This is a genomic window from Streptomyces sp. NPDC048420 (assembly GCF_040651535.1).
In the GTDB taxonomy this organism is placed as follows: Bacteria; Actinomycetota; Actinomycetes; order Streptomycetales; family Streptomycetaceae; genus Streptomyces.
On sequence record NZ_JBEZKG010000041.1, the window covers coordinates 36628 to 62460 of the forward strand.

At 71.3% G+C, this 25833-nt stretch carries 23 protein-coding genes; 12 read left to right on the forward strand and 11 right to left on the reverse strand.

Features of this window, described 5'->3' with window-relative positions; translation table 11 throughout:
• The first annotated feature begins 79 nt into the window (after nt 1–79).
• The 5 genes from AB0D34_RS43340 (at nt 80) to AB0D34_RS43360 (ending at nt 3897) form a co-directional block, all read left to right on the forward strand.
• On the forward strand, nt 80–670 hold the full coding sequence (locus AB0D34_RS43340) for a DUF308 domain-containing protein (RefSeq protein WP_362672735.1): 591 nt from the start codon (nt 80–82) through the stop codon (nt 668–670).
• 32 nt (nt 671–702) lie between these two features.
• Nucleotides 703–1023, forward strand: coding sequence for a hypothetical protein (locus tag AB0D34_RS43345; protein ID WP_362672738.1), 321 nt, complete (start codon nt 703–705; stop codon nt 1021–1023).
• Nucleotides 1024–1026: 3 nt separating this feature from the next.
• Entirely contained in the window at nt 1027–1908 is an 882-nt protein-coding gene (locus AB0D34_RS43350; protein WP_362672741.1) for a YhjD/YihY/BrkB family envelope integrity protein, read from the forward strand.
• A 145-nt stretch (nt 1909–2053) separates the two neighbouring features.
• A complete protein-coding gene (locus tag AB0D34_RS43355) occupies nt 2054–2518 on the forward strand; it encodes an SHOCT domain-containing protein (RefSeq protein WP_362672743.1) in 465 nt (154 codons plus the stop codon).
• A gap of 107 nt (nt 2519–2625) precedes the next feature.
• Nucleotides 2626–3897: a diacylglycerol kinase family protein gene (locus tag AB0D34_RS43360; RefSeq protein WP_362672746.1), complete on the forward strand. Its 1272-nt coding sequence runs from the start codon at nt 2626–2628 to the stop codon at nt 3895–3897.
• A gap of 187 nt (nt 3898–4084) precedes the next feature.
• On the opposite strand, the gene AB0D34_RS43365 is transcribed toward AB0D34_RS43360, so the two are convergent.
• The 8 genes from AB0D34_RS43365 to AB0D34_RS43400 form a co-directional block, all read right to left on the reverse strand.
• Nucleotides 4085–4504 carry a roadblock/LC7 domain-containing protein gene (locus AB0D34_RS43365; protein ID WP_362672749.1) on the reverse strand — a complete coding sequence of 140 codons (420 nt, stop codon included), beginning with the start codon at nt 4502–4504 and terminating at the stop codon, nt 4085–4087.
• The gene (locus AB0D34_RS43370) at nt 4501–6696 is read right to left on the reverse strand and encodes a nitrate- and nitrite sensing domain-containing protein (protein WP_362672752.1); all 2196 of its coding nucleotides are present in this window, start codon (nt 6694–6696) and stop codon (nt 4501–4503) included. Before AB0D34_RS43370 ends, AB0D34_RS43365 begins: the two co-directional genes overlap by 4 nt.
• 78 nt (nt 6697–6774) lie before the next feature.
• Nucleotides 6775–7917, reverse strand: a complete 1143-nt coding sequence (locus tag AB0D34_RS43375) for an acyltransferase (protein ID WP_362672753.1) — start codon at nt 7915–7917, stop codon at nt 6775–6777.
• A gap of 26 nt (nt 7918–7943) precedes the next feature.
• Nucleotides 7944–9104, reverse strand: coding sequence for a hypothetical protein (locus AB0D34_RS43380; RefSeq protein WP_362672755.1), 1161 nt, complete (start codon nt 9102–9104; stop codon nt 7944–7946).
• Nucleotides 9105–9107: 3 nt separating this feature from the next.
• The gene (locus AB0D34_RS43385; RefSeq protein WP_362672757.1) at nt 9108–10556 is read right to left on the reverse strand and encodes a glycosyltransferase family 2 protein; all 1449 of its coding nucleotides are present in this window, start codon (nt 10554–10556) and stop codon (nt 9108–9110) included.
• A 122-nt stretch (nt 10557–10678) separates the two neighbouring features.
• A complete protein-coding gene (gene helR / locus AB0D34_RS43390; protein WP_362672760.1) occupies nt 10679–12844 on the reverse strand; it encodes an RNA polymerase recycling motor ATPase HelR in 2166 nt (721 codons plus the stop codon).
• Nucleotides 12845–12904: 60 nt separating this feature from the next.
• A complete protein-coding gene (locus AB0D34_RS43395) occupies nt 12905–13996 on the reverse strand; it encodes a glycosyltransferase (protein WP_362672762.1) in 1092 nt (363 codons plus the stop codon).
• Nucleotides 13997–14130: 134 nt separating this feature from the next.
• Nucleotides 14131–14781 (reverse strand): NAD(P)H-dependent oxidoreductase, encoded by a 651-nt coding sequence (locus AB0D34_RS43400; protein WP_362672765.1) that lies wholly within the window; start codon nt 14779–14781, stop codon nt 14131–14133.
• 104 nt (nt 14782–14885) lie between these two features.
• Here AB0D34_RS43400 and AB0D34_RS43405 point away from each other — a divergent pair, with 104 nt between their 5' ends.
• The 6 genes from AB0D34_RS43405 to AB0D34_RS43430 all read left to right on the forward strand — a co-directional run bounded on the left by AB0D34_RS43405 (nt 14886) and on the right by AB0D34_RS43430 (nt 20033).
• Nucleotides 14886–15251, forward strand: a complete 366-nt coding sequence (locus AB0D34_RS43405) for a helix-turn-helix domain-containing protein (protein ID WP_362672768.1) — start codon at nt 14886–14888, stop codon at nt 15249–15251.
• 180 nt (nt 15252–15431) lie between these two features.
• Nucleotides 15432–16100 carry a glycoside hydrolase family 11 protein gene (locus AB0D34_RS43410; protein ID WP_362672770.1) on the forward strand — a complete coding sequence of 223 codons (669 nt, stop codon included), beginning with the start codon at nt 15432–15434 and terminating at the stop codon, nt 16098–16100.
• Entirely contained in the window at nt 16100–16783 is a 684-nt protein-coding gene (locus AB0D34_RS43415; RefSeq protein ID WP_362672772.1) for a polysaccharide deacetylase family protein, read from the forward strand. The genes AB0D34_RS43410 and AB0D34_RS43415 overlap by 1 nt, the downstream gene beginning before the upstream one ends.
• Nucleotides 16784–17034: 251 nt before the next feature.
• Nucleotides 17035–17988, forward strand: coding sequence for an N-acetylmuramoyl-L-alanine amidase (locus AB0D34_RS43420; protein ID WP_362672774.1), 954 nt, complete (start codon nt 17035–17037; stop codon nt 17986–17988).
• Nucleotides 17989–18108: 120 nt separating this feature from the next.
• On the forward strand, nt 18109–19488 hold the full coding sequence (locus tag AB0D34_RS43425) for a DUF2235 domain-containing protein (RefSeq protein WP_362672776.1): 1380 nt from the start codon (nt 18109–18111) through the stop codon (nt 19486–19488).
• A gap of 50 nt (nt 19489–19538) precedes the next feature.
• Nucleotides 19539–20033, forward strand: coding sequence for a glutathione peroxidase (locus AB0D34_RS43430; protein ID WP_362672779.1), 495 nt, complete (start codon nt 19539–19541; stop codon nt 20031–20033).
• Between the two features lie 173 nt (nt 20034–20206).
• On the opposite strand, the gene AB0D34_RS43435 is transcribed toward AB0D34_RS43430, so the two are convergent.
• The 3 genes from AB0D34_RS43435 to AB0D34_RS43445 all read right to left on the reverse strand — a co-directional run bounded on the left by AB0D34_RS43435 (nt 20207) and on the right by AB0D34_RS43445 (nt 22562).
• Complete coding sequence (locus AB0D34_RS43435) at nt 20207–20398, reverse strand: DUF397 domain-containing protein (protein WP_362672781.1); 192 nt, start codon at nt 20396–20398, stop codon at nt 20207–20209.
• Between the two features lie 211 nt (nt 20399–20609).
• Nucleotides 20610–21479, reverse strand: coding sequence for a helix-turn-helix transcriptional regulator (locus tag AB0D34_RS43440; protein ID WP_362672783.1), 870 nt, complete (start codon nt 21477–21479; stop codon nt 20610–20612).
• Nucleotides 21480–21806: 327 nt separating this feature from the next.
• The gene (locus AB0D34_RS43445; protein ID WP_007382717.1) at nt 21807–22562 is read right to left on the reverse strand and encodes a GPP34 family phosphoprotein; all 756 of its coding nucleotides are present in this window, start codon (nt 22560–22562) and stop codon (nt 21807–21809) included.
• 235 nt (nt 22563–22797) lie between these two features.
• Here AB0D34_RS43445 and AB0D34_RS43450 point away from each other — a divergent pair, with 235 nt between their 5' ends.
• A complete protein-coding gene (locus AB0D34_RS43450) occupies nt 22798–25677 on the forward strand; it encodes a D-alanyl-D-alanine carboxypeptidase (protein ID WP_362672791.1) in 2880 nt (959 codons plus the stop codon).
• The last annotated feature ends 156 nt before the right edge of the window (nt 25678–25833 follow it).

A 25833-nucleotide genomic window follows, 5' to 3' on the forward strand; every position in this document is an offset into this window, starting at 1 on the left:
CACCCGTGGTGGGTGAGCCGGTCGCCGAGCGCCAGGCGTGACCCTGGTCCGGTCAAGTGCTCGTACACCAGGAGGAGCCATGACCATGTCGCCCGCGGACCCGCTAGCGCGGCTCGGCCGTTCATGGACCTGGCTCCTGGGGGCGGCCGTCGCGACCCTGGTGCCGGGCGTCCTGGTCCTGGTCTGGCCGGAGGCGACGCTGCACGTCCTGGCGGTCCTCATCGGGCTGCACCTGTTGGTGACCGGCGCATTCCGGTTCGTGGACGTCTTCGCACGCGAGGGACACGAACGGCTCCCGGGGCTGCTCCTGGCCGTGCTGTACGTCCTCGCCGGCGTGCTGTGCCTGCGGAACCCGCTACAGACGATCGCCGCGCTCTCACTGATCACCGGGGTCGTGTGGCTCGTGTCCGGCATCCTCACCCTCTACACGACCGTCGCCGCCGAGGACCTGCCCCACCGTGGCGTCCTCGTGGGCGTCGCGGTGCTCGCCATCGTCGCGGGGATCGTGGTGCTCGCCCTGCCGGCCGAGTCGGCCCGCGCCCTGACCCGGCTGCTCGGATTGTGGCTCGTCCTGCTCGGCCTGGCCGAGGCGGTGGTCGCCGTCGCATGGCGGGCCGCACTTCGCGAGACGCGCCCCACAGGGTCGCCCTCCACCGCCCCGACGGACTGACACCGCGGCGGCGCACGCGAAGAGGAGATTCCATGTACCCGGCCCCGCCCGCGGATCCGCCGGACTCCGGCGAAGACGTCAACCGGCAGCACGTCATGACCGCCGAGGAACGAGCCGAAGAGGAGCGAGCGGAACCTGAGCGGCTGCGCCGTCACGCGGTGGTACGCCGGGCCGGCTCCGCGGTTTTCCTCCCGTCGGCCCTGTCGCTCGCGCCCTTGGCCGTCGTCGCGGCCCGGGTCCAGGAGGCGGTCTGCGACACCGACGGGTACGGGAAGACCGGCGCGCCGCCGACGTCCGAGTCGCCCGTGCTCCTCGCGGCGGCGGACCAGGCCACGGGACGGGTGGCTCCGTGAGTCATGGTCGGCAAACCCGGCCTCGGCCACGCGTCCCGCGGGCACACGGCCGCGCGGGTGGCGGCGGGTCTGCGGTCCGGGGGCGCGGCCCGGCTGCTGTCCCGCCTGTCGGCGCTCAACGTCGTGGAGGGCTCCGTACGGCTGGCCGCGCAGGCGTTCCTCACCGCGCTCCCGCTGCTGATGACCGTCGCGGCGTTCGCCCCGGGGTGGATGCAGGACCTGCTTGCCGACTCTCTCCGGGCGGTTCTGGGGATACGGGGTGACACCCTCGACGAGATGCGCGAGGTCTTCTCCGCGACCGGCACGACACGGAACACCACCGGAGCCGTGGGCGTGGTGGTGACACTGGTGTCGGCCACGGCGTTCAGCCGGGCTCTTCAGGCGGTGTGCGAGCGGTGCTGGCACCTGCCGCGTGCCCCGGTGCGGACCGCGGTCTCCCGCTGGCTGCTGTGGCTGATCGTCTGGATGGCCTTCCTCCTGCTCCAGGCACCGCTGCGGAGCGGGTTCGGCGCCGGCGCGGTGACCGGGCTGGTGCTGTCCCTGCTCTCGGCGACGCTGCTGTGGTGGTGGTCCCAGCGTCTGCTGCTGGGCGGCCGGATCGGCTGGCGGAGCCTGCTGCCGGGAGCGCTGCTGGCCGGTGCCGGTACGGACCTGCTGAGCGGGGCCGCCCGCGTGCTGATGCCCGCGGCCATGGAACGCAGCCTGGATGAGTTCGGTCCCCTGGGCCCCGTCTTCACGTTCCTCTCCTGGCTGATCGTCGTCTTCCTGGTGCCCGTCTCGGGCCTGGCCCTCGGCGAGTACGTCGCCTCCACCTCCTGGTACCGGACGGCCGCAGCTCCCCGCAGCCGCGCTCTCCGCAGCCGCGGGGAGCGCGCCCCCTCCTGATCCGACGGGAGGAGCGCGTCGGCCGATGGTGTGCCACTGCCGCGCACACTCACCCGCGTCGGGTGAGGCGCCCGGCGCTTGCCGTGGGCACGCTGATGACGGCACACACCCGCGACCGGGCGAACGCTCGGGACGGAGGACGGACATGAGCGCACAGACCTACCTGGCGTACGACTATCCGCTGCTGAGCGCCTTCTGGACCATGCTCCTGTTTTTCCTGTGGATCATGTGGTTCGTCCTGCTCTTCCGGATCATCACCGACATATTCCGCGACGACACCATGAACGGCTGGGCGAAAGCCGGCTGGCTGGTGTTCTGCATCGTCCTGCCCTTCCTGGGCGTGTTCGTGTATGTGATCGCCCGCGGCAAGAACATGGGCCGCCGGGAGATCAAGCAGGCGCGTGCGCAGCAGGAGGAGTTCAACGCCTACATCAGGCAGACCGCGGCCGGCGGCGGGACCAACAGCGTCGACGAGCTCGCCAGGCTGTCCGAGATCCGCTCCCGCGGCGACATCACGGACGAGGAGTTCCGCAGGGCGAAGGAGCTGGTCCTGGCCGGACACGGTCCGGCGGAGCACGCGGGCTCCACCTCGCACACCTCCGGTCGCTGACACCGGGCGCGGTCGCCGTGAGATCACACGGCGGTGGCACGAGGGGATCGCGGAATGCAGGAGCCCCGACGGCACTCGAGGGCAGGGCCGGATGGGCCCGTCTCGCCGTGCTCGCCCTGCTGGGAAGCATCCTGGTGCCGCTCGTCGCCGCCGGTCTGCGGAGCGTGCTGTGGGCGCTGGCCGGCGTCGCCGGACTGGCGCTCGCCGCCGTCGGTGTCTGGTGGACCCTGGCACACACCGGCGTGCTGCGCGCCCTCGGGGCGGTTCTGTCGGTGACCGCGCCGGTCGCTGTCCTCGCCCTCTATGCCGCGTCCGGCATGCTGGGGCCGGCCTTGCTGTCCCTGGCCTTGTGGCTGCTGGCCGTCACGGCGGCACGCACGGCCCTGAGTCCCGGTGCCGGGCCCACCCCCTCCGAACAGTCCGAACACGCTGTCTCAGAGGCACCCCACAGTCCCTGGATCCTCATGAATCCGCGCTCCGGCGGCGGCAAGGTGGGCCGATTCCACCTGGTGGAGAAAGCCCAGGCGGCCGGCTGCCGGGTGGTTCTGCTCGAAGGAGGCCGGGATGTCGCCGACCTGGCCAGGCAGGCCGTCACCGAGGGGGCGGACCTCCTCGCGGTGGCCGGCGGCGACGGCACCCAGGCGCTGGTGGCCGAGATCGCGGCACACCACGACCTCCCCTTCGTGGTGATTCCCGCCGGTACCCGCAACCACTTCGCCCTCGATCTCGGCCTCGACCGCAACGATCCGGCGGCCGCCCTGGAGGCCCTGACCCACGGCGTCGAACTCCGCGTCGACCTCGGGTACGCCGCGGACCGCGTCTTCGTCAACAACGCCTCGTTCGGCATGTACGCGTCCGTCGTCACCGACCCCGCATACCGGGACGCCAAAACCCGCACGACCCTGCGCACCCTCCCCGGCCTCCTCACCGGCGAGGACGCGCCCGGACTGCGTGCGCGTGCCGACGGAACACACATCGAGGGGCTCCAGGCACTCCTCGTCAGCAACAATCCCTACGGACGCGCCGTCGACGCAGCCCGTCCAGGGCGCAGGGAACGGCTGGACTCGGGCCTCCTCGGCGTGGTGTGCGTGCGGGTCGGCAACACCGCTCAGGCGGCCCGCCTCGTGCGCGGCCCGCGCTCCGGGCAGCTCATACGGCTGAACGCCGGGGAAGTCGTCGTCGAAAGCGACACGGGCACCATCCCGGTCGGCATCGACGGAGAGCACGTCGTTCTGCCGTCGCCCGTCGTGTGCCGCAGCGCGCCCGGGGCACTGCGGGTCCGCGTGCCACGCCGTCGCCCCGGCACACCGCGGGCAACTGGGGCCGACTGGCCGCGCACGGCACAGCTGGCGCTGGGCCGCCTGTTCCCACACAGATGACAGCACGCACCTTCCGGCCCAGGCCTGGCCACAGCGGCCGCGACAGCTGACTCGGGCAGGCCACAGGGCAGGGTGACGTAGACGGCCGTGCCGACGCCGACGCCGACGCCGACGCCGACGCCGACGATGGTGCGGGGGCGGGCCGCCGTACACGACCCACCGCCACCGCACGGCCCGACAGCCGTGACTACCCCGTGGTCACGGGTGCCGAGTGGAGTTGGCGGATGAGTTGTGGGGTGAGCAGTTCGCCGGCGCGGTCGGCGAGGACGGACATCTCGTAGCCGACCAGGCCGACATCGCATCCCTCGGCGGCGAGGACGCCCAGGCAGCTGCCGTCGCGGATGCGGCCGACCATGAGGAAACCCCCGAACATCTCGATCATGACGAGCTTCATGCCGTGGAAGCCGTGTGCCGTCGCCGCGTTCTGGGCGAGGCTGGTGATGCCGGAGACCACGGCGGCCAGGTGGTCGGCCCGATCTCGGCCGAGGCTGTCCGAGGCGGCCATGAGCAGGCCGTCGGAGGAGACGGCGACGGCGTCGGTGACGCCGTCGGTGGCGCGTACGAACTCCGAGATGAGCCAGCCGAAACTCTGGACGGCGGTGGTCACGATGACACTCCTTGGGTGCTTCTGGCCTCGGCACGGGCGACACCTGCACGGAAACCGTTGAGGAGGGCGGAGACCGCGGGTCTGGTGGGCGGGGGTGTGGCGGGGAGGGCCTGCGCGGGAGCGAGCACGCGCCCGGGGAGGACGAGGAGCGCGGACAGGCCGCCGCCGGTGGTGTCGAAGAGGTGGACCTGGGCGCCTTCACCGAGGCGGTCGACCAGGCGGCCGACGACGAGATGACCGAGGAACCGGGTCGGCGCGGCGAGGACGGCTTCCTCGCCGGCCCCGGAGAGAAGCGCGTTGGCGTGTTCCTTGTCGGCGTCCGACATGCCGACGCCGTGGTCGACGACGGCGAAGCTGTACGTGTCGTCGTCGGCGTCGTACCAGCCATGCACCTCGACCGGTTCGGTCGGCGGCGAGAAGTTCAGCCCGTTCTCGATGAGTTCGGCGAGGAGGTGGGCGACATCGGCGACCGCGTGCCCGCGCACCCGCACCGGCTCCACGGTCGCGATCAGCACCCTGCGGTACTGCTCCACCTCGGCGACGGCGGCCTGGACGACCTCCATGCCCTCGGAGGGTGCCGCCGTGGGCCGTGGCGGATTCTGCCCGGCGAGGACCAGCAGGCTCTCGGCGTTGCGCCGCATCCGAGTGGCGAGGTGGTCGAGTTCGAAGAGTTCGGCGAGGGCGTCCGGGTCGAGTTCCTGCCGTTCCAGGCGGCTGATGAGGCCGAGCTGACGGCGTACGAGGTTCTGGTTGCGGCGGCCGAGGTTGGCGAGCGACTCGGTGGTGTTGCGGCGCAGGCCGGCCTGCTGGGCGGCCAGATGGAGGGCGGTGTGTTCCACCTGCCGCAGGGACGCGGCGACCTCGGCGATCTCCGCCGCCCCGCCGAACGGCCGCGCACCGGGGATGTCCGGCCCCTCCTGTGGAGGCAGGAGCTCCACCTGGTCCACCTGGCCCACCTCGCCCACCTGGTCCTGCGGAGACCGCTGGATACGGGCGACGGTCTCGGGCAGCCGGTGCCGTGCCACGTCGTGGGCGGCCGCGGCGAGTTCGCGCAGCGGGCGCGTGAGGGAACGGGACGCGAAGACGGCGACGCCCGCGACCAGGGCGGCCACCAGCACTCCCGCACCGAGCCAGGCGGCAAGGCCCAGTTCGGCGTCATGGCTCAGCCGGTCGGCCCGGCCGCGTACGTCGTCGCCGACCGACCGCTGGACGGTGTGCAGATCGTCGACGAGCACGGTCATCGTCTGCCACCATGTGCCGGGGTCGGCACGCACGGCGGAACCGTCGGGGGCGCCTTCCGCCTGGTTCTCGTAGCGGGCGGCGCGTTCGGCGTCCGCGGTGCCGAAGGCCTTGTCCAGGGCGGCGCGCTGGGGAGCGGTGGCGACCTGGCGGAAGCGGGCCAGGGCGGCGACGCGCGTGGCGCGCACCTCGGTGAAGGCGAGGTACTCGCGGCCGTGGAAGGCCCCCTCGGCGAACACGCCGTTGAGGAGACCGCGTTCCAGAGCGACGGACTCCTTGGCCGCGGCCAGTTCCCGCAACGCCGCCAGACCGTCGCTCAGCGGCCGGTCGGCGCGGGTCGCGGTCGCCGCCACCGGGTCGACGGCGTTGAGCGCGTCGATGGCGGCGGTGTAGAAGGCGAGTGAGGTGGTCCGGTCGGTGTCCTCGCCGCCGATGTGCCGGTCGGCCGGGGCGGGGACGGCGGTGTCCTTGTCGGCGGTGGCGCGGACGGCCGCGAGGCGCCGCAGATGCCGCTCGACGACCTCCTCCACGGCGGGTTCGGAGCGCATTCCACGCAGCTCGGTGTCCACGCGCCCACGGGTGGCGGCGAGTTGCGTGCGAAACCCCTGCTCGCCGCCCAACAGACCGCTCGTCAGCCCGCGTTCGCGTTGCAGCTGATGCACCAGCTCCTGGACCCGCAGACTGAGGCCCACCTCGGCACGGGTGGTCCGGGCGTCACCGAGTGCCTCGGCGCGGTCGTACACGGCCAGACCGGCGACCGCCAGCAGCAGGCAGATCGGGACCGTGATGACCACCGCCACCCGGCCTCTGATGCTGCGCCAGCCGGGCAGCGGGCGGCGGGCGGGTGCCGTTCGGTCACGGTGGAGGCGCCCTGAACCGCCCCTGCCCGCACCGTCGTTGCCGAGCGCACCGAGCCTGTCGAGCACCGGCCGAGATGGCGTCCACACCCTCATGTCACGAAGCTAGACCGACCGCCGTGACGGTCGGTTTCCGACCTGTTAGACCCCGTGGGAACTTCGGTTGCGCCGCGCTCACACAGCGGACCGGGAAACTGTGACGGGGTCGGGACGCCGGCGTCGGCCGGCCAGGCGTTCGGTGAGCAGGTAGTGGACGAGCAGCGACAGGAACCAGGTCACCGCGGCTCCGACCAGGAACAAGGCGAGGGTGCTGAGGCCGGGCTGGCCGCGGCGCAGGAGCCAGTACACGGGGAGGTGCAGCAGGAAGAGGCTGTACGACATCCGGCCGACCTCGGCGAGGAGGTCGGTGGAGAGCAGCCTCGCCAACGGGCCCTGGCCGCCGCAGAGTGCCGCCGTCAGGAGCGCCGCGGACAGTACGGCCGCGGCCAGGTACCGGCGCTCGCCCTGTCCACCGCCGTGGAGGACCGCCGACACCACCAAGGCCGCCGCCGCGGCGATGCCGGTCGCGGTCAGCAGTACGGCGACCCGGCGGGACGGCGCGCGTCCGCCGCGTTCGGCCAGGTGGACGAGGCAGGCGGCACCGGCGCCGGCCGGCACCGTGAGTGCCTGCAGGCCGGGGACGACATCGGTGCCGGGCAGCATGCCACGGGCCGCGGCCACCACCGCCGCCCCGGTGAGCAGGGACGCGGCCAGTGCCACGCCGGTGAGTCTGCGACGGGCCAGGAGGCAGAGGACCGCCAGGAGAAGGGACCACGCCAGGACGGAGCGTGCGGTGAGGTCGAACAGCCACAGGGGGGCGAGCGGCGCCGCCGTGGTGGGGACCGTGTCCAGGGGGCGTCCGTGGAGCCAGTCGGTCCAGCCGCCGTAGCCGAGCAGCGCCGACGGGAGTGGGCGTGCGAGGTCGCGGACGATCCGGGGCGAGCCGAGCGTCCAGAAGACCGTGAAGGTCAGGGCGAGCGACACCACGAGGGCGGGGAGGAGCCGCCTGGTCCTGCGGGCCAGGAAGCCCAGGACGCCGGTCCTGCCGGTTGCCGTCGCCCTGCGGAGCAGAGGCAGGGTGGTGAGGAACCCCGCGAGCACCAGCAGGACGTCGACGCCGGCGCCGCTCCAGGAGAACCACCGTCCGCCCACGCCGGTGTCGTGCAGCAGCACGGCCAGTACGGCCGCCCCCCGCAGCCCGTCCACGGCGGAGAACCGCCTTACGGCCGCCTCGCCCGCGGAATCCTGATCCGGCTCGGCGACGGCAGGGCGGATCATCAAGCGGAGCGTGTCGTGCTGTTCGTTCATCTCGGCCAGGTCCGGAAGCAGGTGGTGAGGGCGGACTCGGCGGGGCGGCCGAGGAAGGAGGTGAGGGAGTCCGAGGGGGCCTCGGGGTCGGCGTGGAAGTCGAGGTTCCACCAGTAGAGGCCGGCCACGTCGCGGGCCCGGGCGACCCGGCAGGCCGCCTCGAACCAGCGTTTCTGGACCGTGGGGTTGGGTTTCGCCCCGCCCTGTCCGACGCTCTTCCAGACGGCCGGGTGCCGGTAGGCGCCGTCCTCGGCGATGATGCCGACCTCGCTCAGCACGATCCGGGGCAGCTTCCCGGTGCTCTTGCGGTTGAGCCAGCGTTCCCAGCCCGCGGCGATCTGCGCCACGGTGGCGTCGTCACCGAGCCCGGCGAGCGGGAAGTAGGCGTCCACGCCGAGGTGTTCGACGGGGACGGGGACATGCCGGGAGACGTAGTCGTCCCAGTTGGCGTCGTAGGACAGCTCACCGGAGAAGGACTTGCGGGCCGTGGCGGTCACCGAGCGCCAGCGCGGGTCGTCCTCCAGGGAGGTGAGTTCCACCCCGAGGACGAAGGTGCTCGCGTGGTGCCGGGCGGCGAGGGTGAGATAGGGCGCGAGGAAGGCCTCGTAGGAGCGGAACCAGGCCGCCCGGTCGGCGGGGGCGAGGGAGCCGCGCCAGGCCAGGGGGTCCTGGGCCACCAGGTTCTTCTCGTCGAGCAGGGGGCGCACGGTGATGCGCAGACCGGCCGCCGCCGCGGTGTCCAGGAGCATCGCCAGGTGTCGTACGGAGGGTGTGTCGGCCGAGGCGGCGACCCGGCTCGCCGTGGGGCCGGCGGTCGCGAACGGGAAGGTCACCGAGATCGCGTTCATGTGCCTGCCGACCATGTAGTTCACCAGGCGCAGCGAGTTGGTGCGCACGGACGCGTCCGTCTCGCCGGGGTAGGTGTACCAGAGGACCTGCGCGCCGAGTTGGGGGTCGCCGGGGCGCCAGGGGGCGGCGACCTTCGCGGGAGCGGGGGCCCGGCTCGTGGTCGCTGACGCCGACGCGGATGCCCGGGTCGGCGAAGAAGTTCCCGGGGAGACACACCCCGCCGTCAGCAGGAGAACGAGCACGCCGAGGCCGTAGAGACGAACCGGCAGACGAACCGGCACGACATGGCCGTAGAAACGTTTCCGCATGCCTCAGGCCGGCTTCGCTATCACGACGAACTGGTTCTCCACGCCCCGCAGACAGCGCAGCAGTCCCCGGAAGGACCCGGCCGCCTCCCAGAGCGCGAAGAACGGCATCAGGGCGATCACCGCGATCGGCTCCCACCACAGGCGGCGGCCGCCCGCCGACACCGAGGCGTTGATCTTCAGGCCCTCCCAGTACATCCAGACCGCGTAGCCCATGGTCACCGCCCACAGGGGCAGGATCCACGGGGTGACGGGCGAGGTGTTGAGGTCGCCGAGCAGCGCGCCGACCGCGAGGACCACGCCGACGTGCTGGAAGGGGCCGAGGACCCACGTCGTCACGCTGTACATGAGCAGGGCCCGCGAGCGGCGCGGCAGGCTGCGGTTGAAAGCGAGTCCGACCAGGCCCCAGGACCAGCGCTCGCGCTGTTTGAGGAAGTCCCGCATGGTCGAGGGGGACGCGCCGTAGCTGCGGCCGGAGAACCAGTCGCTGCGGCCCTTGTAGCGGCTGGCGAAGACGAGGGCGAGGTGGGCGTCCTCGCAGATGGAGTCGGGGCCGAAGTCCCAGCCGATGGTGGCCTCGATCGACGCGCGCAGCAGCAGGAGTTCGCCGTGCAGTCCGGCGAGCGGGGTGCCGCCGCCGGTGAGGACGGCGAAGCGGGCGATGTCGTCGGCGGGGCGGATCGCGTCGGCCAGCCAGGTCAGCCGGTTGACGGCGTTCTCGCGCGGATAGGTCAGCATGCCCTGGGCGAGGTGCTTGCCGTCGGGGCCCGCGCGGCGCTGGGCGTTGATGAACCGGGCGAGCTGCTCGGCGGTGTCCGGGCCGACGCCGGTGTCGTCGTCCATGTGCAGCACCCATACGTCGTCCAGAGCCTCACCCTCGGCGATGCGCAGCTCGTGGGCGTAGTGGTTGGCGCGGGCCTTGAAGCGGGTGCCGTTGGCCGTGCGGTAGGCCTTCGGCACGGTGACCACGCGCATCAGGGGGCTGCGCGCGGCCAGGGCGTCGATGCGGTCGGCGGCCTCGCAGCCCTCCTCGGTCAGGATGTCGATGCGCAGGGCGGGGAACCAGCGCGGCAGGAACGCGCAGTACGACAGCACCGACCGCTCAAGTGCCGGGTAGGTGTCGTCGCGGCCGATGGTCGGGACGAGCACCACGAGCCGGTCGTGCAGCGCGGGTTCCGCGTCGGTCCAGCCGCGCTGGCGGGCGATCCGGCGGCGGGTCAGCGCGGCACCGGTGACGCCGACGAAGGAGCTGACGACGGGCAGCGTCCACAGCACGGTGACCACCCAGCCCATCAGCGTCACCTTGGGCGAGTACAGCGCCGAGGAGAAGGCGTAGGCGAGGGCCGCGGTGACCAGGAAGGGCAGGAAGCCCGGCTTCCAGGCCGCCTGCCGCTTCACCATCCGGGCGGTGCGGCGGGACGGGGGTCCGTCCATGCCGGGTGCGGAGGCGGTCATGATCACCCACTTGAGTACGCCAAAGGCCGACTTGCCACTCAGGGGTGGAAAGCACCCGAAGTGCTATGCCGAACCTTGCACGAAGAGTATGCGTTTCGTGAAGATGATTCCCGTCACAGGCGTCACACCCGTCCCTCGGGGCTGGTCAGGATCACCAGCCGCTGCGTCGCCCTGGTCATCGCCACGTAACGGTCCACCGCTCCCTCCACGCCCTCTCCGAAGTGCTGTGGGTCGACCAGGATCACCAGGTCGAATTCGAGCCCCTTCGCCAGGGACGGGGTCAGGGAGCGGACCCGGGGGGTCGGCTGGAACTCCGGGACGCCGATCACGCAGGCGATGCCCTCGGGGTGGTCCGCCAGCCAGGTGTCCAGCAGCGGGGTCAGCTCCGTCGCCTCGCCGTACGTCACCGGTGTGCCGGTGCTGCGGATCGACGTCGGGACGTTGGCGTCCGGGAGGGCGGCCCGGATGACCGGCTCGGCCTCCTTCATGATCTCTTCCGGGGTGCGGTAGTTGACGGTGAGGGACGCCAGGGTGACGCGGTCCAGGCCGACCCGTTCGAGCCGTTCCTGCCAGGACTCGGTGAAGCCGTGCCGGGCCTGGGCGCGGTCGCCGACGATGGTGAAGCTGCGGGACGGGCAGCGCAGGAGCAGCATCTGCCACTCCGCGTCGGTCAGTTCCTGCGCCTCGTCGACGACGACGTGCGCGAACGGGCCGGCCAGCAGGTCCGGGTCGATGCTCACCAGGGCCGTCTCGTCGACGAGGGCGTCGTGGAAGTCCTCACCGCGGAGCATGGTCACCAGGCCCATGCCGTACTCGTCGTCGGCGACCGCGCCGAGGCTCTCCACGACCGTGGCCATCTGCTCGCGCTGGGCGGCCACGGCGGCCTCCTGGCGGCGCTTGCGGAGCGAGGCCTTCGGGTCGCCGAGCCGCTGCCGTGCCGCGTCCAGGAGCGGCAGGTCGGACACCGTCCAGGCCTGGGGGTCCGCGCGCTGGAGCCGTCGTACGTCCTCGCGGTCGAGCCAGGGGGCGCACATCCGCAGATAGGCGGGGACCGTGAACAGGTCGCCGACCAGGTCGGCCGCCTCCAGCAGGGGCCAGGCGCGGTTGAAGGCGGTGAGCAACTCCCGGTTCTGGCGCAGGGACTTGCGGAGCAGGTTCTCCGGGGCGTCGCCGTCGTGCTTGTCCACCAGGATGGTGACGAGGGCCTGCCAGACCTGGTCGCGCGCGTCGTTGTGCGGGGCTCCTTCCGCCGCGTCGAAGGCCTCGGCCCAGTCGGCGGCGGTGAGCCGGATGTCGGACCAGTGGGTGGTGACGGTCATGCCCTCGGTGGGCGGCTCCTCGTAGAACCGGACGGCCTTCTCGATGCCCTTCACCAGGTCCGCGGAGGACTTCAGGCGGGCCACCTCCGGGTCCTGTTCGGCCACCGCCGTGGCTCCTTCGGCCACCAGGTCCCGCAGGACGCAGGTCTGCACGCCCTCCTCGCCGAGGCTGGGCAGGACGTCGGAGACGTAGGCCAGGTAGGGCCGGTGCGGGCCGACGAACAGCACTCCGCCGCGGCGGTGGCCGAGGCGCGGGTCGGAGTGCAGGAGGTAGGCGGAGCGGTGCAGGGCGACGACGGTCTTGCCGGTGCCGGGGCCGCCGTCGACGACGAGCGCGCCGCGTGAGCTCGCGCGGATGATGGCGTCCTGGTCGGCCTGGATGGTGCCGAGGACGTCCCGCATGCGTTCCGAGCGGTCGCTGCCGAGGCTGGCGATGAAGGCGGACTGGTCGTCGAGCGAGGCGTGGTGCCCGGCGAAGCCGTCGGGGGCGAACACCTCGTCCCAGTAGTCGCCGATCCGGCCGCCCTGCCAGCGGTAGCGGCGGCGGCTCGCCAGCCCCATCGGGTTGGCGTGGGTGGCCCCGAAGAACGGTTCCGCCGCGGGGGAACGCCAGTCGACGAGCAGCCGTCGGCCGGTGCTGTCGGTGAGGCCGAGCCGTCCGACGTACACGGGCTCGGGGTCGTCCGCGCCGACCATGTGCCCGAGGCACAGGTCGAGGCCGAAGCGGCGCAGGGTGCGCAGCCGGGCGCTCAGCCGGTGGATCTCCGTGTCCCGGTCCATGGCCTCCTGGCCGATGCCGCCAGGGGCACGACGGGTGGCGTCGAGGGTGGCGGACAGTTCGGCGATCGTCTGCTCCAGACACTCCGCGATGGCGGCGAAGTGCCGCTCGTCGGCGGCGATCAGCGTCGGGTCGGCCTTGGCGGAGAGACGGTCGGGAAGGTCGAACACGCTGGCGGGCAGGGAATTCAAGTCAACAGCTCCGATGTGAGGTCATCTTCTACGACCATGGGGGCCGTGCGGCCGGTACGACTATGAGGCCATGTCGAGCAGCAGCCTCGCGGCCGCCTCCGCCCCGTCCGTACGGATCGTGGCGGCCACGTCCGTCGGTGTCGGACCGTCGTGCGCCGCGCCGATGCCCAGCTCGGCCACCCGCCCGGCCCGGTACGGCTGGTCCGCGATCTGGGGTACGACCACCTGGGGTACGCCGGCCAGGGCGGACGTGGTCGTGGTGCCGGCGCCTCCGTGGTGGACGACGGCGGCCACGCGCCGGAAGAGCGCCTGGTGGTCGGCCTCGCCGACGTCGAAGCAGTCGTCCGCCCCGTCGATCAGGGCCAGGTCGGCCCGGCCGCGTCCGACGAGCACACTGCGGCCCTGTGCGCGGACCGCGCCGACGGCGACCTGTCCCGCGTTCCCGGCGCCGTGCATCGGCATGCTGGCGAAGCCGACGTACACCGGCGCCTCGCCAGCCTCCGGGAACGTCTCATGGCCGTCGGGGAGCGGGCGTTCGTCCGGCAGCGCCCATGCGCCGGTCCGTACGACGTCGAGGTCGGCCGGCGTCTGCCACGGGCCCAGCAGCGGGTCCGCGGCCGGCCAGGGGCGGTCGGTGAGGACGTGGGTGCGGAAGTCGGCGACCGGGGGCAGGCCGATCGACGCGTGCAGGGCGTCGAGGCCGGTGCCGAACGTCTCGTTCATGAACCGGGCGTCCAGGTCGTGCAGCACCCGGTTGTCGGTCACGCCCTCGGGTACCGCGAAGACGTACGGCAGACCCAGCTTCCCGGCCGCCGTCCGGGCGCCGTCGGCTGCCGGGAGCAGGCCGGTCGCCACCCCAGCGTCGGCGTCCTCGGCCGCCGCGACGACCGCTTCGAACTGCGCTGCGGTCATCGCGGCCGCGCGCTCGGCCAAGCCTGCACGCGAGGGCTGTCCCGCCCGGGTCGCCGCCGTGCGCACCGGCTGCCCGACGGGCACCAGCTCCACGCCGACGCCGGCCGGCCGTTTGGCGAACTCCTCGTCCGGGGGCGCGCACACCCGCGCCTCGGCGCCCGACTCCCGCAACGCCGCGGCGAGTCCCGCCATCGGTTCGACGTCCCCGCACGACCCGTACGTGGAGAGCACCACACACATTCGATCCATCCCCCGTTGTCGGCGACCTGTGACTCAGGCGGGTAAGTCTGCGCCGACACCGGGGCCTTGCCGCAAGCCCCCCGGTGCGCTATACGTTGAGAGTGGCAAGGAGTGGTGTGACCTCCTTGCCTTTGTTACGCCGCGAAGCGCTCGACGAGCGTCCTCGCCTTCGCCTCCGCGTCCTGGAGCGCGCGCTCGCGGGAGGCCTCGAAGACGGGGATGAACTCCGCGAGGGCCGGGTTGTGCGGGGCCATGGTCATCTCCGGGACGATGAAGTCGACGTCGAGGGAGAGACCGCCTTCCAGGAGCGCCGTCAGGTAGTTCTGGACGAACTCGAAGGACTCACGCGGGGTGCCGGGGGCGTAGGAGCCGCCGCGGCTGGCGACGACGGTGACCGGGGTGCCCTTGGCAGAGGGGTTGTCGCCGAGGGTGCGGCCGAAGAGGGCCACGTTGTCCAGCCAGGCCTTGAGGGTCGACGGGATCGAGAAGTTGTACATCGGGGCGCCGATGAGGATCGCGTCCGCGTGCTCCAGTTCCTCGATGAGCTCCAGGCGGGGGGCGAAGGCCGCGGCCTGCTCGGGCGTGTGCGTGGCCGGGTCGGCGAAGCCCGCGGTGTGGGCGTCGGCGGAGAGGTGCGGGACCGGGTCGACGGCCAGGTCGCGGTAGATCACCGTGCCGGTCGGATGCTGCTCCTGCCAGGTCTTGCGGAAGGCCTCGGTCACGGCACGGGAGGCGGAGGCCGCACCGGGGAGGACCGACGAGTCGATGTGCAGCAGGGTGGCCATGGGTTTCTCCATCACGTAATGAGCTAAGAATCCGTACCCAGCTATATCTAGCACAGGTACTTACTTTTTTTCACCACCGTACGCCAGAGAGGTACCCTGCACCCATGACGGCCGAGCAGATCCACGACCAGGAACCGTGCAAGCAGGTCGACGACGGCATCACCCGCGTCTTCCAGCTGCTCGGAAAGCGCTGGAACGGCCCGATCCTCGCCGTGCTGATGGGGCGGCCCACCTACTTCTCCGAACTGCGGCGGGCCATCCCCGGCCTCAGTGAACGCATGCTCGCCGACCGGCTCGTCGAGCTCGGCGCGGCCGGTCTCGTGCTCCGCGAGGTCGACGAGGGCCCCCCGCTGCGGGTCTGCTACCGGCTGACGGCGGCGGGAGCCGCGCTGGAGCCCGCCCTGAAGGAGCTCGCCGGCTGGGCGAGGGCCCACCTGCCGGACACGCCCTGCTACAACAAGGACCACTAGCGCAGCCTCGCTCCGGAAGACCTTCGAAACATTCGGAGTTCGGTTGGGCTTTTCGATCTCCCCTCCCCGCGATCTTCCGAAAGATTTCGCGGGTTTCCTCAGGTGAGAGCGATCTCGAAGCCTTCGAAACATCTGCCGAAACTGTTGACGCTTGACAGGGGCAGGCCAAAACTGTGGCCCATGACTGACACACCCGCACACCCCACGCGCCGCAGCGTCTGCGGCCTCCTGCTGGCCACCGGCGCCACCCTGGCCCTGCCCGGCACCGCCGAGGCGGCCACGGTCATCACCACCAACCAGACCGGGACCAACAACGGGTACTACTACTCGTTCTGGACGGACGCCCAGGGCACCGTCTCCATGACCCTCAACTCCGGCGGCAACTACAGCACTTCATGGCGCAACACCGGCAACTTCGTGGCCGGCAAGGGCTGGAGCAACGGCTCCCGCAGGACCGTGAGCTACTCCGGCAGCTTCAGCCCGTCCGGCAACGCCTACCTGTGCCTCTACGGCTGGACGGCGAGTCCGCTCGTCGAGTACTACGTCGTCGACAACTGGGGCACCTACCGGCCCACCGGAACGTACAAGGGCACCGTCACCAGCGACGGCGGCACGTACGACATCTACCAGACCACCCGCTACAACGCCCCGTCCGTGGAAGGCACCAAGACCTTCAACCAGTACTGGAGCGTCCGGCAGTCGAAGCGGACCGGCGGCACCATCACCACCGGCAACCACTTCGACGCGTGGGCCCGCGCCGGCATGCCGATGGGCAGCTTCAAGTACTACATGATCCTCGCGACCGAGGGTTACCAGAGCAGCGGCAGCTCCAACATCACGGTGGCCTGATGAGGACCCGGACGCACCTTCCGTTACTGGCCGCCGCCGCTCTGGCCGCCGCCGGCACCCTCACCGTCCCCCTCGCCGCGCAGGCCGCTCCCGCGCAGGCCGCCGCCTGCACCGGATACGTCGGACTCACCTTCGACGACGGCCCGGGCGGCAACACCACCACCCTGCTCAACCTGCTGAAGCAGAACGGTCTGCGGGCCACCATGTTCAACCAGGGCCAGTACGCCGCCGCCAACCCGGCCCTGGTCAGGGCACAGGTCAGCGCCGGTATGTGGGTCGGCAACCACAGCTACACCCACCCGCATCTGACCCAGCAGAGCCAGGCCACGATCGACTCGGAGATCTCCCGCACCCAGCAGGCCATCGCCAACGCGGGCGGCGGCACACCGAGACTGTTCCGGCCGCCGTACGGCGAGACCAACGCGACGGTGAGGGCCGTCGAGGCCAAGTACGGCCTGACCGAGGTCCTTTGGCAGGTCGACTCGCAGGACTGGAACAACGCCAGCACCGACGCGATCGTCGCGGCGGCCGGCCGGCTCACGAACGGCCAGGTCATCCTCATGCACGACTGGCCGGCCAACACCCGCGCGGCGATCCCCCGGATCGCGCAGACCCTGGCCGCGAAGGGCCTGTGCTCCGGCATGATCTCGCCCCAGACGGGGCGGGCCGTGGCGCCGGGCTGACCCACAGCCACGGCGACCCCGTCCCGGCGCGGCGGTCGTACTCCTTCCCCCCTTGGACCGCCGCGCCGAACGCGGATCCCCGGAGCGCTCCGGCCACGACTCCCTTCGGCTGTGAATGTCGCGATTTCGCCACAGGGCCACGACATCGGCGCATTCACGAGTCGCACGCGAGACGATCACGTCCCGGCAACACGCAGCCAGCGCAGCCTGCTTGACGTGCCGTCACACGCCTCACGGAGGGAACCGCAGTCATGGCCACTCCCCTGTCCGCCGCAAAAATGCTCGCCGCGCTGAAGGCCGAGGGCCTCACCGTGCACGAGCACGCAGGCTGGAAGACCCACAACCGCGACGCCGAGTCCGGGAAGTCGTTCGGTCCCGTCATCGGGGTGCTGATCCACCACACCGGCGGGCACGGCGACAAGGAGCTCTGCTTCAACGGCAGATCCGATCTGCCGGGGCCCCTCTGCCATGCCTGGCTCGGCAAGACCGCGGGGCTGTGGATGATCGGCAACGGCCGTACCAACCACGCCGGTTACGCCGACATCGATGTCCTGAACGCGCTCCGCGACGAGAAGCCGCTCCCCCACGACGACGTGGCCAAGGCCGACGGCAACGACTGTCTGTACGGCCTGGAGATCGAGAACCTCGGCAAGGGCAACGACGCCTACCCGCAGGCGCAGTACCGGCAGGCGGTGCTGTGGGCGGCGGCGATCTGCCGGGCGCACGGCTGGAGCGAGAAGTCCGTCGCCGGACACAAGGAGTGCCAGCCGGGCAAGATCGACCCGAGCTTCGACATGGACGACTTCCGGGCCGACGTGAAGAAGCAGCTGGCCGTCGAGCCGGGGAAGTCGAAGCCGACGAAGCCCGGAGCGACGAAGCCGACGAAGCCGACGCCCCGTCCGGCGAGCAAGCCCCGCGTGGACCTGTCCCGGCTGGCGACGGCCGCGAGGACGGACCCCAAGGCCAAGCAGGGCCACATCACCTACATGACCGGCGTGAACCTCACCGAGGCGGCCCTCGTCGAACTCGGCTACCTCCCCCGCACCTACGCGGGCGACGGCTCCTTCGGCACCACCACCGTCGCCGCCTACGCCAAGTGGCAGAAGCACCTGGGCTACACGGGCGCCGACGCCAACGGCATCCCCGGCAAGACCTCGCTGTCCAAACTGGGCGAGAAGACCGGGCTCTTCACGGTCGTGGCCTGACCCGCCCCCGGGCCGGCCCGTCACCGAGTTGCGGGCCGGCCCGGACCCTGAGGTACTGGCTGTATCTCCCGAACCGTCGCGGAGTCCTGTCTACAGGACCGCGGGGAGAGGAGGCACAGCATGGCCAGACATCTGGTGGTCTGCTGCGACGGGACCTGGAATCGCGCCGACCAGTCGCACAAGACCAATGTGGCCAAGGTGGCCCTCGCCGTACGGCGACGCACGGCCGTCGGCACGGAACAGCGGGTCTACTACCACAGCGGGGTCGGCGCCCAGCGGCCGGAACGGCTGCGCGGCGGCGCGTTCGGCCTGGGCCTGTCGCGGAACGTACTCGACGCCTACCGCTTCCTCATCCAGACCTACGAACCCGGCGACAGCCTGTACCTGTTCGGGTTCAGCCGGGGCGCGTACACCGCGCGCAGCCTGGCGGGCCTGGTGCGCAACTGCGGCATCCTGCGCCGGGAGCAGGCCGAGCGGATCGACGAGGCGTGGGCGCTGTACCGCAGCCGCACCAGGCAGCCGACCAGCGTGGCGGCCACCCTCTTCCGCCAGGCCTACGCCCACGAGACGGAGATCCGCTTCATCGGCGTCTGGGACACGGTCGGTTCCCTCGGCATCCCGGTCCCGGCCCCCTGGTTCCTGCGGCCGCTCGTCAACCGCTTCAACAAGCGCTGGGCCTTCCACGACACCGACCTCAGCAGCTGGGTCAACGGTGCCTTCCACGCCCTGGCCGTCGACGAACAGCGCTCCGCGTTCCCGCCGACGCTCTGGCACCAGCAGAAGGGCGCCGCCGAGCAGGGCCAGGAATTGCGGCAGGTCTGGTTCGCCGGGGTGCACACCGACGTCGGAGGCGGCGAGGCGGACTCCGGGCTGTCCGACCTCACCCTGCTGTGGATGGCCGGGCACGCCACCCGGTACGGCCTCGAGTTCGACACCCGGGTCCTCAGCGAGAAGGGGCCGGACGAGATGAAGCCGGACAAGAGCGCCGACTTCGCCGTACGGCCGGACCCGCTGGGCCCGCGGCACTATTCGCGGGTGAAGTTCTACAAGGTGTTCCGGGTTCTGGACCGGCCCATCGGTCAGGCGGAGGAACCGAGGGACCCGAAGAAGCCGAGAGCCCCCGAGGACCACGTCCTCGACGGGTCCGAGTACCTGGCCGACTCCGTCCTCGCGCGGTACGAGCACCAGAGCGACTACCGCCCGCCGGCGCTCAAGGAGTACTTCAGGATCTTCGGGGACGGCCGGCGCATCGAACACGCGCCGCTCCGGGTGGACGAACCCGCCCCTTCCAGTGCACCGGTGCCGACCGTGGAACCCTGCCCCGCCTGCGACGGGCCGTTGACGTCCGGCGGCATGCTCCTGGTGCACCGCGAGGACGACGGCCTGCGCGCCTGCCGCACGCTGTGGCGCTGCGCCGAGCGGCACCTGTGGTGGCGGTGGGCCGACCGCCCCGGAAAACCCCTGGAGGAGTGTCCGTATCCGCAGGTGTTCCGGGGCTGAGGAACGGGTTGCGCGAGCTGGCCGGGGAGGTGCGGAGTTAGCATCCGCTCATGACTACTTCCTCTCCCCTCGACGTCGAGATCGGTGCCCTCACGGGTGGTTCGGCCGACCTCGCCCAGTACGCCGGCAAGGCCGTCCTCGTCGTGAACGTGGCCTCCAAGTGCGGGCTGACCCCGCAGTACAACGGCCTGGAGAAGCTCCAGGAGCGGTACGCGGAGCGGGGCTTCACCGTGCTCGGCGTGCCCTGCAACCAGTTCCTCGGACAGGAGCCCGGCAGCGCCGAGGAGATCGCCGAGTTCTGCTCGGCCACGTACGGCGTGACCTTCCCGCTGACCGAGAAGGTCGAGGTGAACGGGGAGGGGCGGCATGCGCTGTACGAGCGGCTGGTCGACGTCGCCGACGCCGAGGGGCACAGCGGGGACATCCGCTGGAACTTCGAGAAGTTCCTGATCGGGCGGGACGGGGCGGTCGTGGCCCGCTTCTCGCCGCAGACCGAGCCGGAGTCGGACGAGGTCGTGGCTGCGGTGGAGGGTGCGCTGGCGTAGTAGGGCGGGTGCGGCCCGGTGGGGCGGCGCGACCAGGCCGCACCGAGCCGCACCCGACACACAACCCCACGGCTGAAGTGCCGCAGGCCCCCTCGGCAAGGACGGCGATCTGGTCGAGAGGGCTCTGTGGTGGTGCTTGTGCAGTTGTCATGTGCGGTTGTCACGTGCAGTTGTTATGCCTTGACGGAGGCCACGAAAGCACTCCACGCGTCGGCGGGGAAGGCCAGCTTGGGGCCCTCGGGGATCTTGGTGTCGCCGAGTTCGAGTGCTTCCTCTTCGGTCGACCTCACCATCAGGCACGCCCCGTTGGCGTTGGTGTAGGTGGAGGTCGTCCATGTGTCCAGGTCGCCCAGACGAATTGCCATATTCGCTCCGTAGCCAGTTGCGCAGTGTTCGGATTCCGCCAACCTTTATTGATCGTTGGCGTGATCGACGCTACTCGCCGACTTCCTCTTTCGGAGCAGCCATTCACTCTTCTGGTGGCATATTCCAGTGGAGTCTTCCAGCCGGGCGTGGCCGGGGTGTACTATCCGGCCCGCCTTGTCGGGAAGGGGCCCGGAAGGCCTCAGAAACGGTTCAACGGGCGTACTCCCGGGCGTACTCCTTGGCGAGGTCCTCGATCAGCTGACGCGACTGGTCGACGTTGAGCGCCTGGGCCCTCAAGTGCTCGTACATCACGGTGTACTTCTGCACGTCGTGCGCCTTCTCCAGGTACAGGTCGCTGGTGACGCCCTCGATGTAGACGACGCTGGAGTCGGCCGCGTCCGAGAACTCCAGGATGGAGTACTGGCCGCTGAGCCCGGGGTGGGCGCCGACGTCGAACGGCAGTACCTGCACGGTGATATGGGGCTGCTGGGACATCTCGACGAGGTACTCCAGCTGCTCGCGCATGATCTGCCGGCCGCCGACGACCCGGCGCAGACACGCCTCGTCCAGGACCACCCACAGCCGCAGGGGGTCCCGCTCGGCGGCGACCCGGCTCTGCCGGCGCAGGCGTACCTCGACGCGCTTGTCGTTCTCCGTGTCCGTCGCCTCGGGCGCGCCACCGCGCACGATGGCCTCGGCGTACGGCCGGGTCTGCAACAGGCCCGTGATGATCTGGGGTTCGTACACGCGCAGCGACTCGGCGTCGGTCTCCAGGCCGATGTAGACGCTGTACGGGATGTCCCCGAAGGCATGCCACCAGCCCTGCTGCCGCGAGTCCTTGGCCATCTGCATCAGGGACTCGACGACCCGCTGGTCCTCGACCTCGTACACCCCGCACAGGTCACGGACGTCGCGCTGGCTGATGCTGCGCCGGCCGTTCTCGAGGCGGCTGATCTTGGACTGCGACACCAGCAGGCGTTCGGCGACCTCCTCGGCCGTCATGCCCTTGAGCTCGCGGAGCCTGCGCAGCTCCTGGCCCAGCCGGCGCCGCCTGACGGTGGGATTGACATTGGACGCCACGGGACGTGCACCTCCGGCTGCGGGCCTCGTTCTTGACTTTGCGTATCTGCTGTTGAGCAGACTGCCACCAAGGTGCTTATTACCGCTGGGAAACGGTGTATATGCGCCGCGTGCACGTCAGTTACGGGCACCCGCCCGGACATGCGGCCGCGCGGGGCGGCGGAACCCGTCGACGCCCGATGTACGGACGTACGGTTCTGTCACCCCGCGCGGACCAGCGGCTCCCGAACCGGTCTCTGGGGACTGACGGTGCGGCGCTGTGGCGGTGCGGGTGGTGCGGTCGTTCCCGGGTGTTCCCGGTCGTGCTGGCTGCCGTGGGACTGCGGCTCAGTGGGCCACGGCGCGCGCCATCGGTCCTCGGCGCGGTTGCATCGGAACGCCACGAGCGGGTTCCGGCGCGGGCCTGGCTCCGGGGGCGGCCTGACGGCCGGCCGGTGCCGGGCTACGACGTGGCTGTGCGGCCACACCGTTCTGGACGTCCATCACGGCGTGCGCGACGAGTCCGCCCATCGGGTCGTGCCTGATCAGGTCCCGCAGCCGGGAGCGGGACGAACGCCCCTCATTGCCCGGATACAGGTGCTTGCCGAGGCCGACCGCGTGAGCCAGGGCGGCGAGCGCCGCGGTCCGCGGGTCCGGCGGTACGCCGGTGCGGATCGCCGAGTCCAGTCGGGCCTTGATCTCCCGGCTGATCTCGTTGTCCGTCGCCTGGTAGCGAGTCGTCGGCAGCACTCCGCACATCTGACCCGCCACGGCATGCACCATGCCGCACCGCTCCAGATGCGAGAGGTAGGTCTGGCGGAGCCCGAGACGCGGCCCGCCGATCCAGTTCACTGCCCGCACGGGAGCGCCACGCCTTCGCAGCAACTCCAACGCGCAGTCCAAAGTCGGATCTCCAGTCGGCCGTGGGGCTACCACGGCGATACGATCCCCGTCTGGGGCTATCCGTCCGGCCAACGCCAGCTCCACTAGCTGTGCTCCGGCCAGACCGAGGTCGAGCGACTGCGGCTGTGCGGTGGTACCCGTGGTCGGGTCCAACGCCAGCAGCAGAAGCTCTTCCGGAAGAGTTCTGCGGCTCCTGCCCATCCATGCCTCCCCGCGTGGATGAAAGACAGGGTGACCCCTCTCACATTGGTCTGTCGAGGGTGCGTGACCTGTTTGTAGTGGAACCGGTAGGTATGTCGTTCTCGTCTACCGCCGTGGGCAGGCCCACACACAGGACACTGGTACATGGTTCGGACAGCGTGGTGTGGCGGTTGCCCGGGCGGCGATTCAACGGTTCGACGGACGCAGGGTGACGGATACCGATCACCCGCGGCACATGGAGGAGGCATCGGTGGCGGGCGAGTCCCCCGACAGGTCGAAGCAGCGCGAGTCGTCGGCAGAACCGACGTCGGGGAGCGCGAGTCCGGTTCCCGAGGCGAGGAGTTCGACCCGCGACCCCCGGCTCGCGGTGGCACGGGAGTCCATCTCCCTCGGAGGCGTCGACACGGCCACGAGGGTCTTCTCGGTACGCGACCTCCCGAGGACCCCGGAGGAAGCCCCCGAGAGCCCCGCGGAGGCCGGCGCGGCCGGTTCGGGGCCGGGAGAGCCCGAGGACGCGCCTCCAGCCCCGGAGAAGGGCGCTGAGGAGCCTGAGGCGGCGGAGAACACGGGCGGCGACACGGACACGGCCGAGGGCTCGCAGGACACGGCCTCGACGGAGACCCCGGCCGAGGACCCGGAGGACTCTGACAGCGGGGCCGGTGACTCGGGTACGGCAGAGGGTGCCGACGACTCCGAGAGCGGGCCCGGTGACTCGGGTACGGCCGAGAGCTCCCGTGACTCCGAGAGCGGGCGCGGTGACTCCGCTACGGCCGAGAGCGCCGACAGCTCCGCCAGCGGGCCCGGGGACTCCGCTACGGCCGAGAGCTCCCGTCACTCCGAGAGCGGGCGCGGTGACTCCGCTACGGCCGAGAGCGCCGACAGCTCCGCCAGCGGACCCGGGGACTCCGCTACGGCCGAGAGCTCCCGTCACTCCGGGAGCGGGCCCGGTGACTCCGCTACGGCCGCGGACTCGGAGGACCCGGGCTCGACGGAGGCTCCGGACGAGTCCGCCACGCCAGAGAGCGCCGGTGACTCCGACAGCGGGCCCGGTGACTCCGCCGAGGGCGATGCGCCGGCCACGCCGGGGGACGCGCGGTTGCGGGACGTGGTGGCGGCGTGGGTGGCCACGGGGGACGGGTCCGGCCCCAAGGACGGCTCCGGCAAGGCGAAGGCCACGGAGGAGCCGGAGGGCAAGCGCGCAGAGCCTGCCGACGAGACCTCTGAGGACGAGCCCGGCCCGGACACGGAGACCGGCAGTGATACCGAGCCGGAGCCGACGTCCGAGAGCGACGCCGCCGAGACGGCCGTAGCCGAAGAGGCTCCTGCGGACAACGAGGGTGACGACCCGGAGCCCGGCGACTCGAACCCCCCAGGGGCGCGGGGAACTGCGCGACCAGCCGACACCGACCCGCAGACGAACGACAAGCCCGACGAGGTCCCGCAGCCCGCCACCGACGAGCCGAACTCCTCAGGGGCGCAGGGCAATGCTGAATCCGCAGCCGCCCCCACCGACCCCCGGCCCGACGACGAGCCCGCTGACGCCGACGTGGCCGACGAGCCCCCCGTCGATCAGCCCACCGCCGTCTTCAAGGCCCCCCGGCCCCCCGTGGACCAGCCCACCACCATGCTGAAGCTCGGCAAGGCGGCGGAACCCAAGGAGTCCCCGGAGCCCAAGGATGTCGCCGCGCCCCGGAAGCCGGAGGCCGAGGCCGAGCGGACGAGCAGGTTCGTCGCGCTGAAGGCCCTCGACGAGCCCCGCGAGTCGCGGCCGAAGGCGGACGTGACCGCCGCCGTGCCCCAGGTCGGCCCGGAACGGACCACGCAGCAGCCCCTGCCGCCGAAGCCGCCGCTCGACCTGCTCGCGGAGCTCACCAACACCCCGCCGCCCCCGCCGAGCCCCCTGCGCACCCTCGGCCGCCGGGTCAAGATCTGGACCCCGATCCTCATTCTCCTGGTCGTCGTGTTTGCGATCGTGCAGGCCGTACGCCCGCTCCCGAACCCCACGCTCAGCCTCACCGCCGAGGACTCCTACACCTTCGACGGCAGCAAGGCCACGCTCCCGTGGCCCGGCGAGGGCCAGGGCTGGATGGACGTCAACGGCGTCGGCACGATGGGCGACTTCGGCAAGCAGACCCCCGTGGCGATCGGCTCCGTGGCCAAGGCCATGACCGCCTACATCGTCCTGAAGGACCACCCCCTCAAGTCCGGCGAGGAGGGCGCGAAGATCACCGTCGACGCGCTCGCCGAGAAGGAGGGCGGTTACAACAAGGAGGGCGAGTCCACCCTCAACACCGTCAAGGAGGGCGACGTCCTCACCGAGCGGCAGGCGATCTCGGCGATCATGATCCCCTCCGCCAACAACATCGCCCGGCTGCTCGCCCGCTGGGACGCCGGTTCCGAGGCCGCGTTCATCAAGAAGATGAACGACACCGCCAAGGAACTCGGCATGAAGAACACGACGTACACCGACGCCTCGGGCCTCAAGGAGACCACCGTCTCCAGCGCCGAGGACCAGGTGAAGCTCGGCAACGAGCTGGTGAAGATCCCGGCCCTGACGGAGATCACGTCCATGGGACAGTGGATCGATCCGTCCGGACAGAAGTGGTACAACTACAACTATCTGGTCCCCTACAACGGTGCCATCGGCATCAAGACGGGCACCACCACCGCGGCCGGCGGCAACCTCCTGTTCGCGGCCCGCAAGGAGGTCGGCGGCGAGACCGTCACCGTCGTCGGCGCGATCCTCGGCCAGCACAAGTCGCCGATCATCCAGACCGTCAACGACGTCAGCAAGACCGCGATGCTCGCCGCCCAGGACGCCCTCACCTCGGCGAAGATCCTCAAGAAGGGCGACGTCGTCGGGTACGTGGACGACGGCCTCGGCGGTCACACCCCCGTCGTGCTCACCAAGGACGTCACCGCCGTCGGCTGGGCCGGCTTCAAGGTGAAGCTGTCCTTCGCCGCCGACGACGTACCCCACACCGCGAAGGCCGGAACCAAGGTCGGCACCCTCACCGTCGGTGACGGCGAGGCCGGTGCGGTCAAGGTCCCGGTCACCCTCCAGAAGGATCTGACCGAGCCGGGCTTCACCGACAAGCTGACCCGCGTCGGCTGAGCCGCACACGAACGGACGGCGGGGCGTACGCCCCGCACGGCCCGGGGGGGGGGGGCCCCCCCCGGGGGGGGGGCCCCCGGGGGGCGGGGAACGCCCCGAGCTCGGGGCGGCGCGGGGGGGGCCGGCGGGGGGATGGAGGTCCAGGGACACCGGGGC

Bases quoted from the DNA above. Each gene is read 5' to 3' on its own strand.
- AB0D34_RS43445 (WP_007382717.1), bottom strand. From the start codon at position 22,562: ATGGGCAGGAGCCGCAGAACTCTTCCGGAAGAGCTTCTGCTGCTGGCG.
- AB0D34_RS43400 (WP_362672765.1), bottom strand. From the start codon at position 14,781: ATGGCCACCCTGCTGCACATCGACTCGTCGGTCCTCCCCGGTGCGGCC.
- AB0D34_RS43450 (WP_362672791.1), top strand. From the start codon at position 22,798: ATGGAGGAGGCATCGGTGGCGGGCGAGTCCCCCGACAGGTCGAAGCAG.
- AB0D34_RS43430 (WP_362672779.1), top strand. From the start codon at position 19,539: ATGACTACTTCCTCTCCCCTCGACGTCGAGATCGGTGCCCTCACGGGT.
- AB0D34_RS43355 (WP_362672743.1), top strand. From the start codon at position 2,054: ATGAGCGCACAGACCTACCTGGCGTACGACTATCCGCTGCTGAGCGCC.
- AB0D34_RS43405 (WP_362672768.1), top strand. From the start codon at position 14,886: ATGACGGCCGAGCAGATCCACGACCAGGAACCGTGCAAGCAGGTCGAC.
- AB0D34_RS43345 (WP_362672738.1), top strand. From the start codon at position 703: ATGTACCCGGCCCCGCCCGCGGATCCGCCGGACTCCGGCGAAGACGTC.
- AB0D34_RS43380 (WP_362672755.1), bottom strand. From the start codon at position 9,104: ATGCGGAAACGTTTCTACGGCCATGTCGTGCCGGTTCGTCTGCCGGTT.
- AB0D34_RS43415 (WP_362672772.1), top strand. From the start codon at position 16,100: ATGAGGACCCGGACGCACCTTCCGTTACTGGCCGCCGCCGCTCTGGCC.
- AB0D34_RS43395 (WP_362672762.1), bottom strand. From the start codon at position 13,996: ATGTGTGTGGTGCTCTCCACGTACGGGTCGTGCGGGGACGTCGAACCG.
- AB0D34_RS43420 (WP_362672774.1), top strand. From the start codon at position 17,035: ATGGCCACTCCCCTGTCCGCCGCAAAAATGCTCGCCGCGCTGAAGGCC.
- AB0D34_RS43350 (WP_362672741.1), top strand. From the start codon at position 1,027: ATGGTCGGCAAACCCGGCCTCGGCCACGCGTCCCGCGGGCACACGGCC.
- AB0D34_RS43385 (WP_362672757.1), bottom strand. From the start codon at position 10,556: ATGACCGCCTCCGCACCCGGCATGGACGGACCCCCGTCCCGCCGCACC.
- AB0D34_RS43370 (WP_362672752.1), bottom strand. From the start codon at position 6,696: ATGAGGGTGTGGACGCCATCTCGGCCGGTGCTCGACAGGCTCGGTGCG.
- AB0D34_RS43410 (WP_362672770.1), top strand. From the start codon at position 15,432: ATGACTGACACACCCGCACACCCCACGCGCCGCAGCGTCTGCGGCCTC.
- AB0D34_RS43340 (WP_362672735.1), top strand. From the start codon at position 80: ATGACCATGTCGCCCGCGGACCCGCTAGCGCGGCTCGGCCGTTCATGG.
- AB0D34_RS43435 (WP_362672781.1), bottom strand. From the start codon at position 20,398: ATGGCAATTCGTCTGGGCGACCTGGACACATGGACGACCTCCACCTAC.
- AB0D34_RS43375 (WP_362672753.1), bottom strand. From the start codon at position 7,917: ATGATCCGCCCTGCCGTCGCCGAGCCGGATCAGGATTCCGCGGGCGAG.
- AB0D34_RS43425 (WP_362672776.1), top strand. From the start codon at position 18,109: ATGGCCAGACATCTGGTGGTCTGCTGCGACGGGACCTGGAATCGCGCC.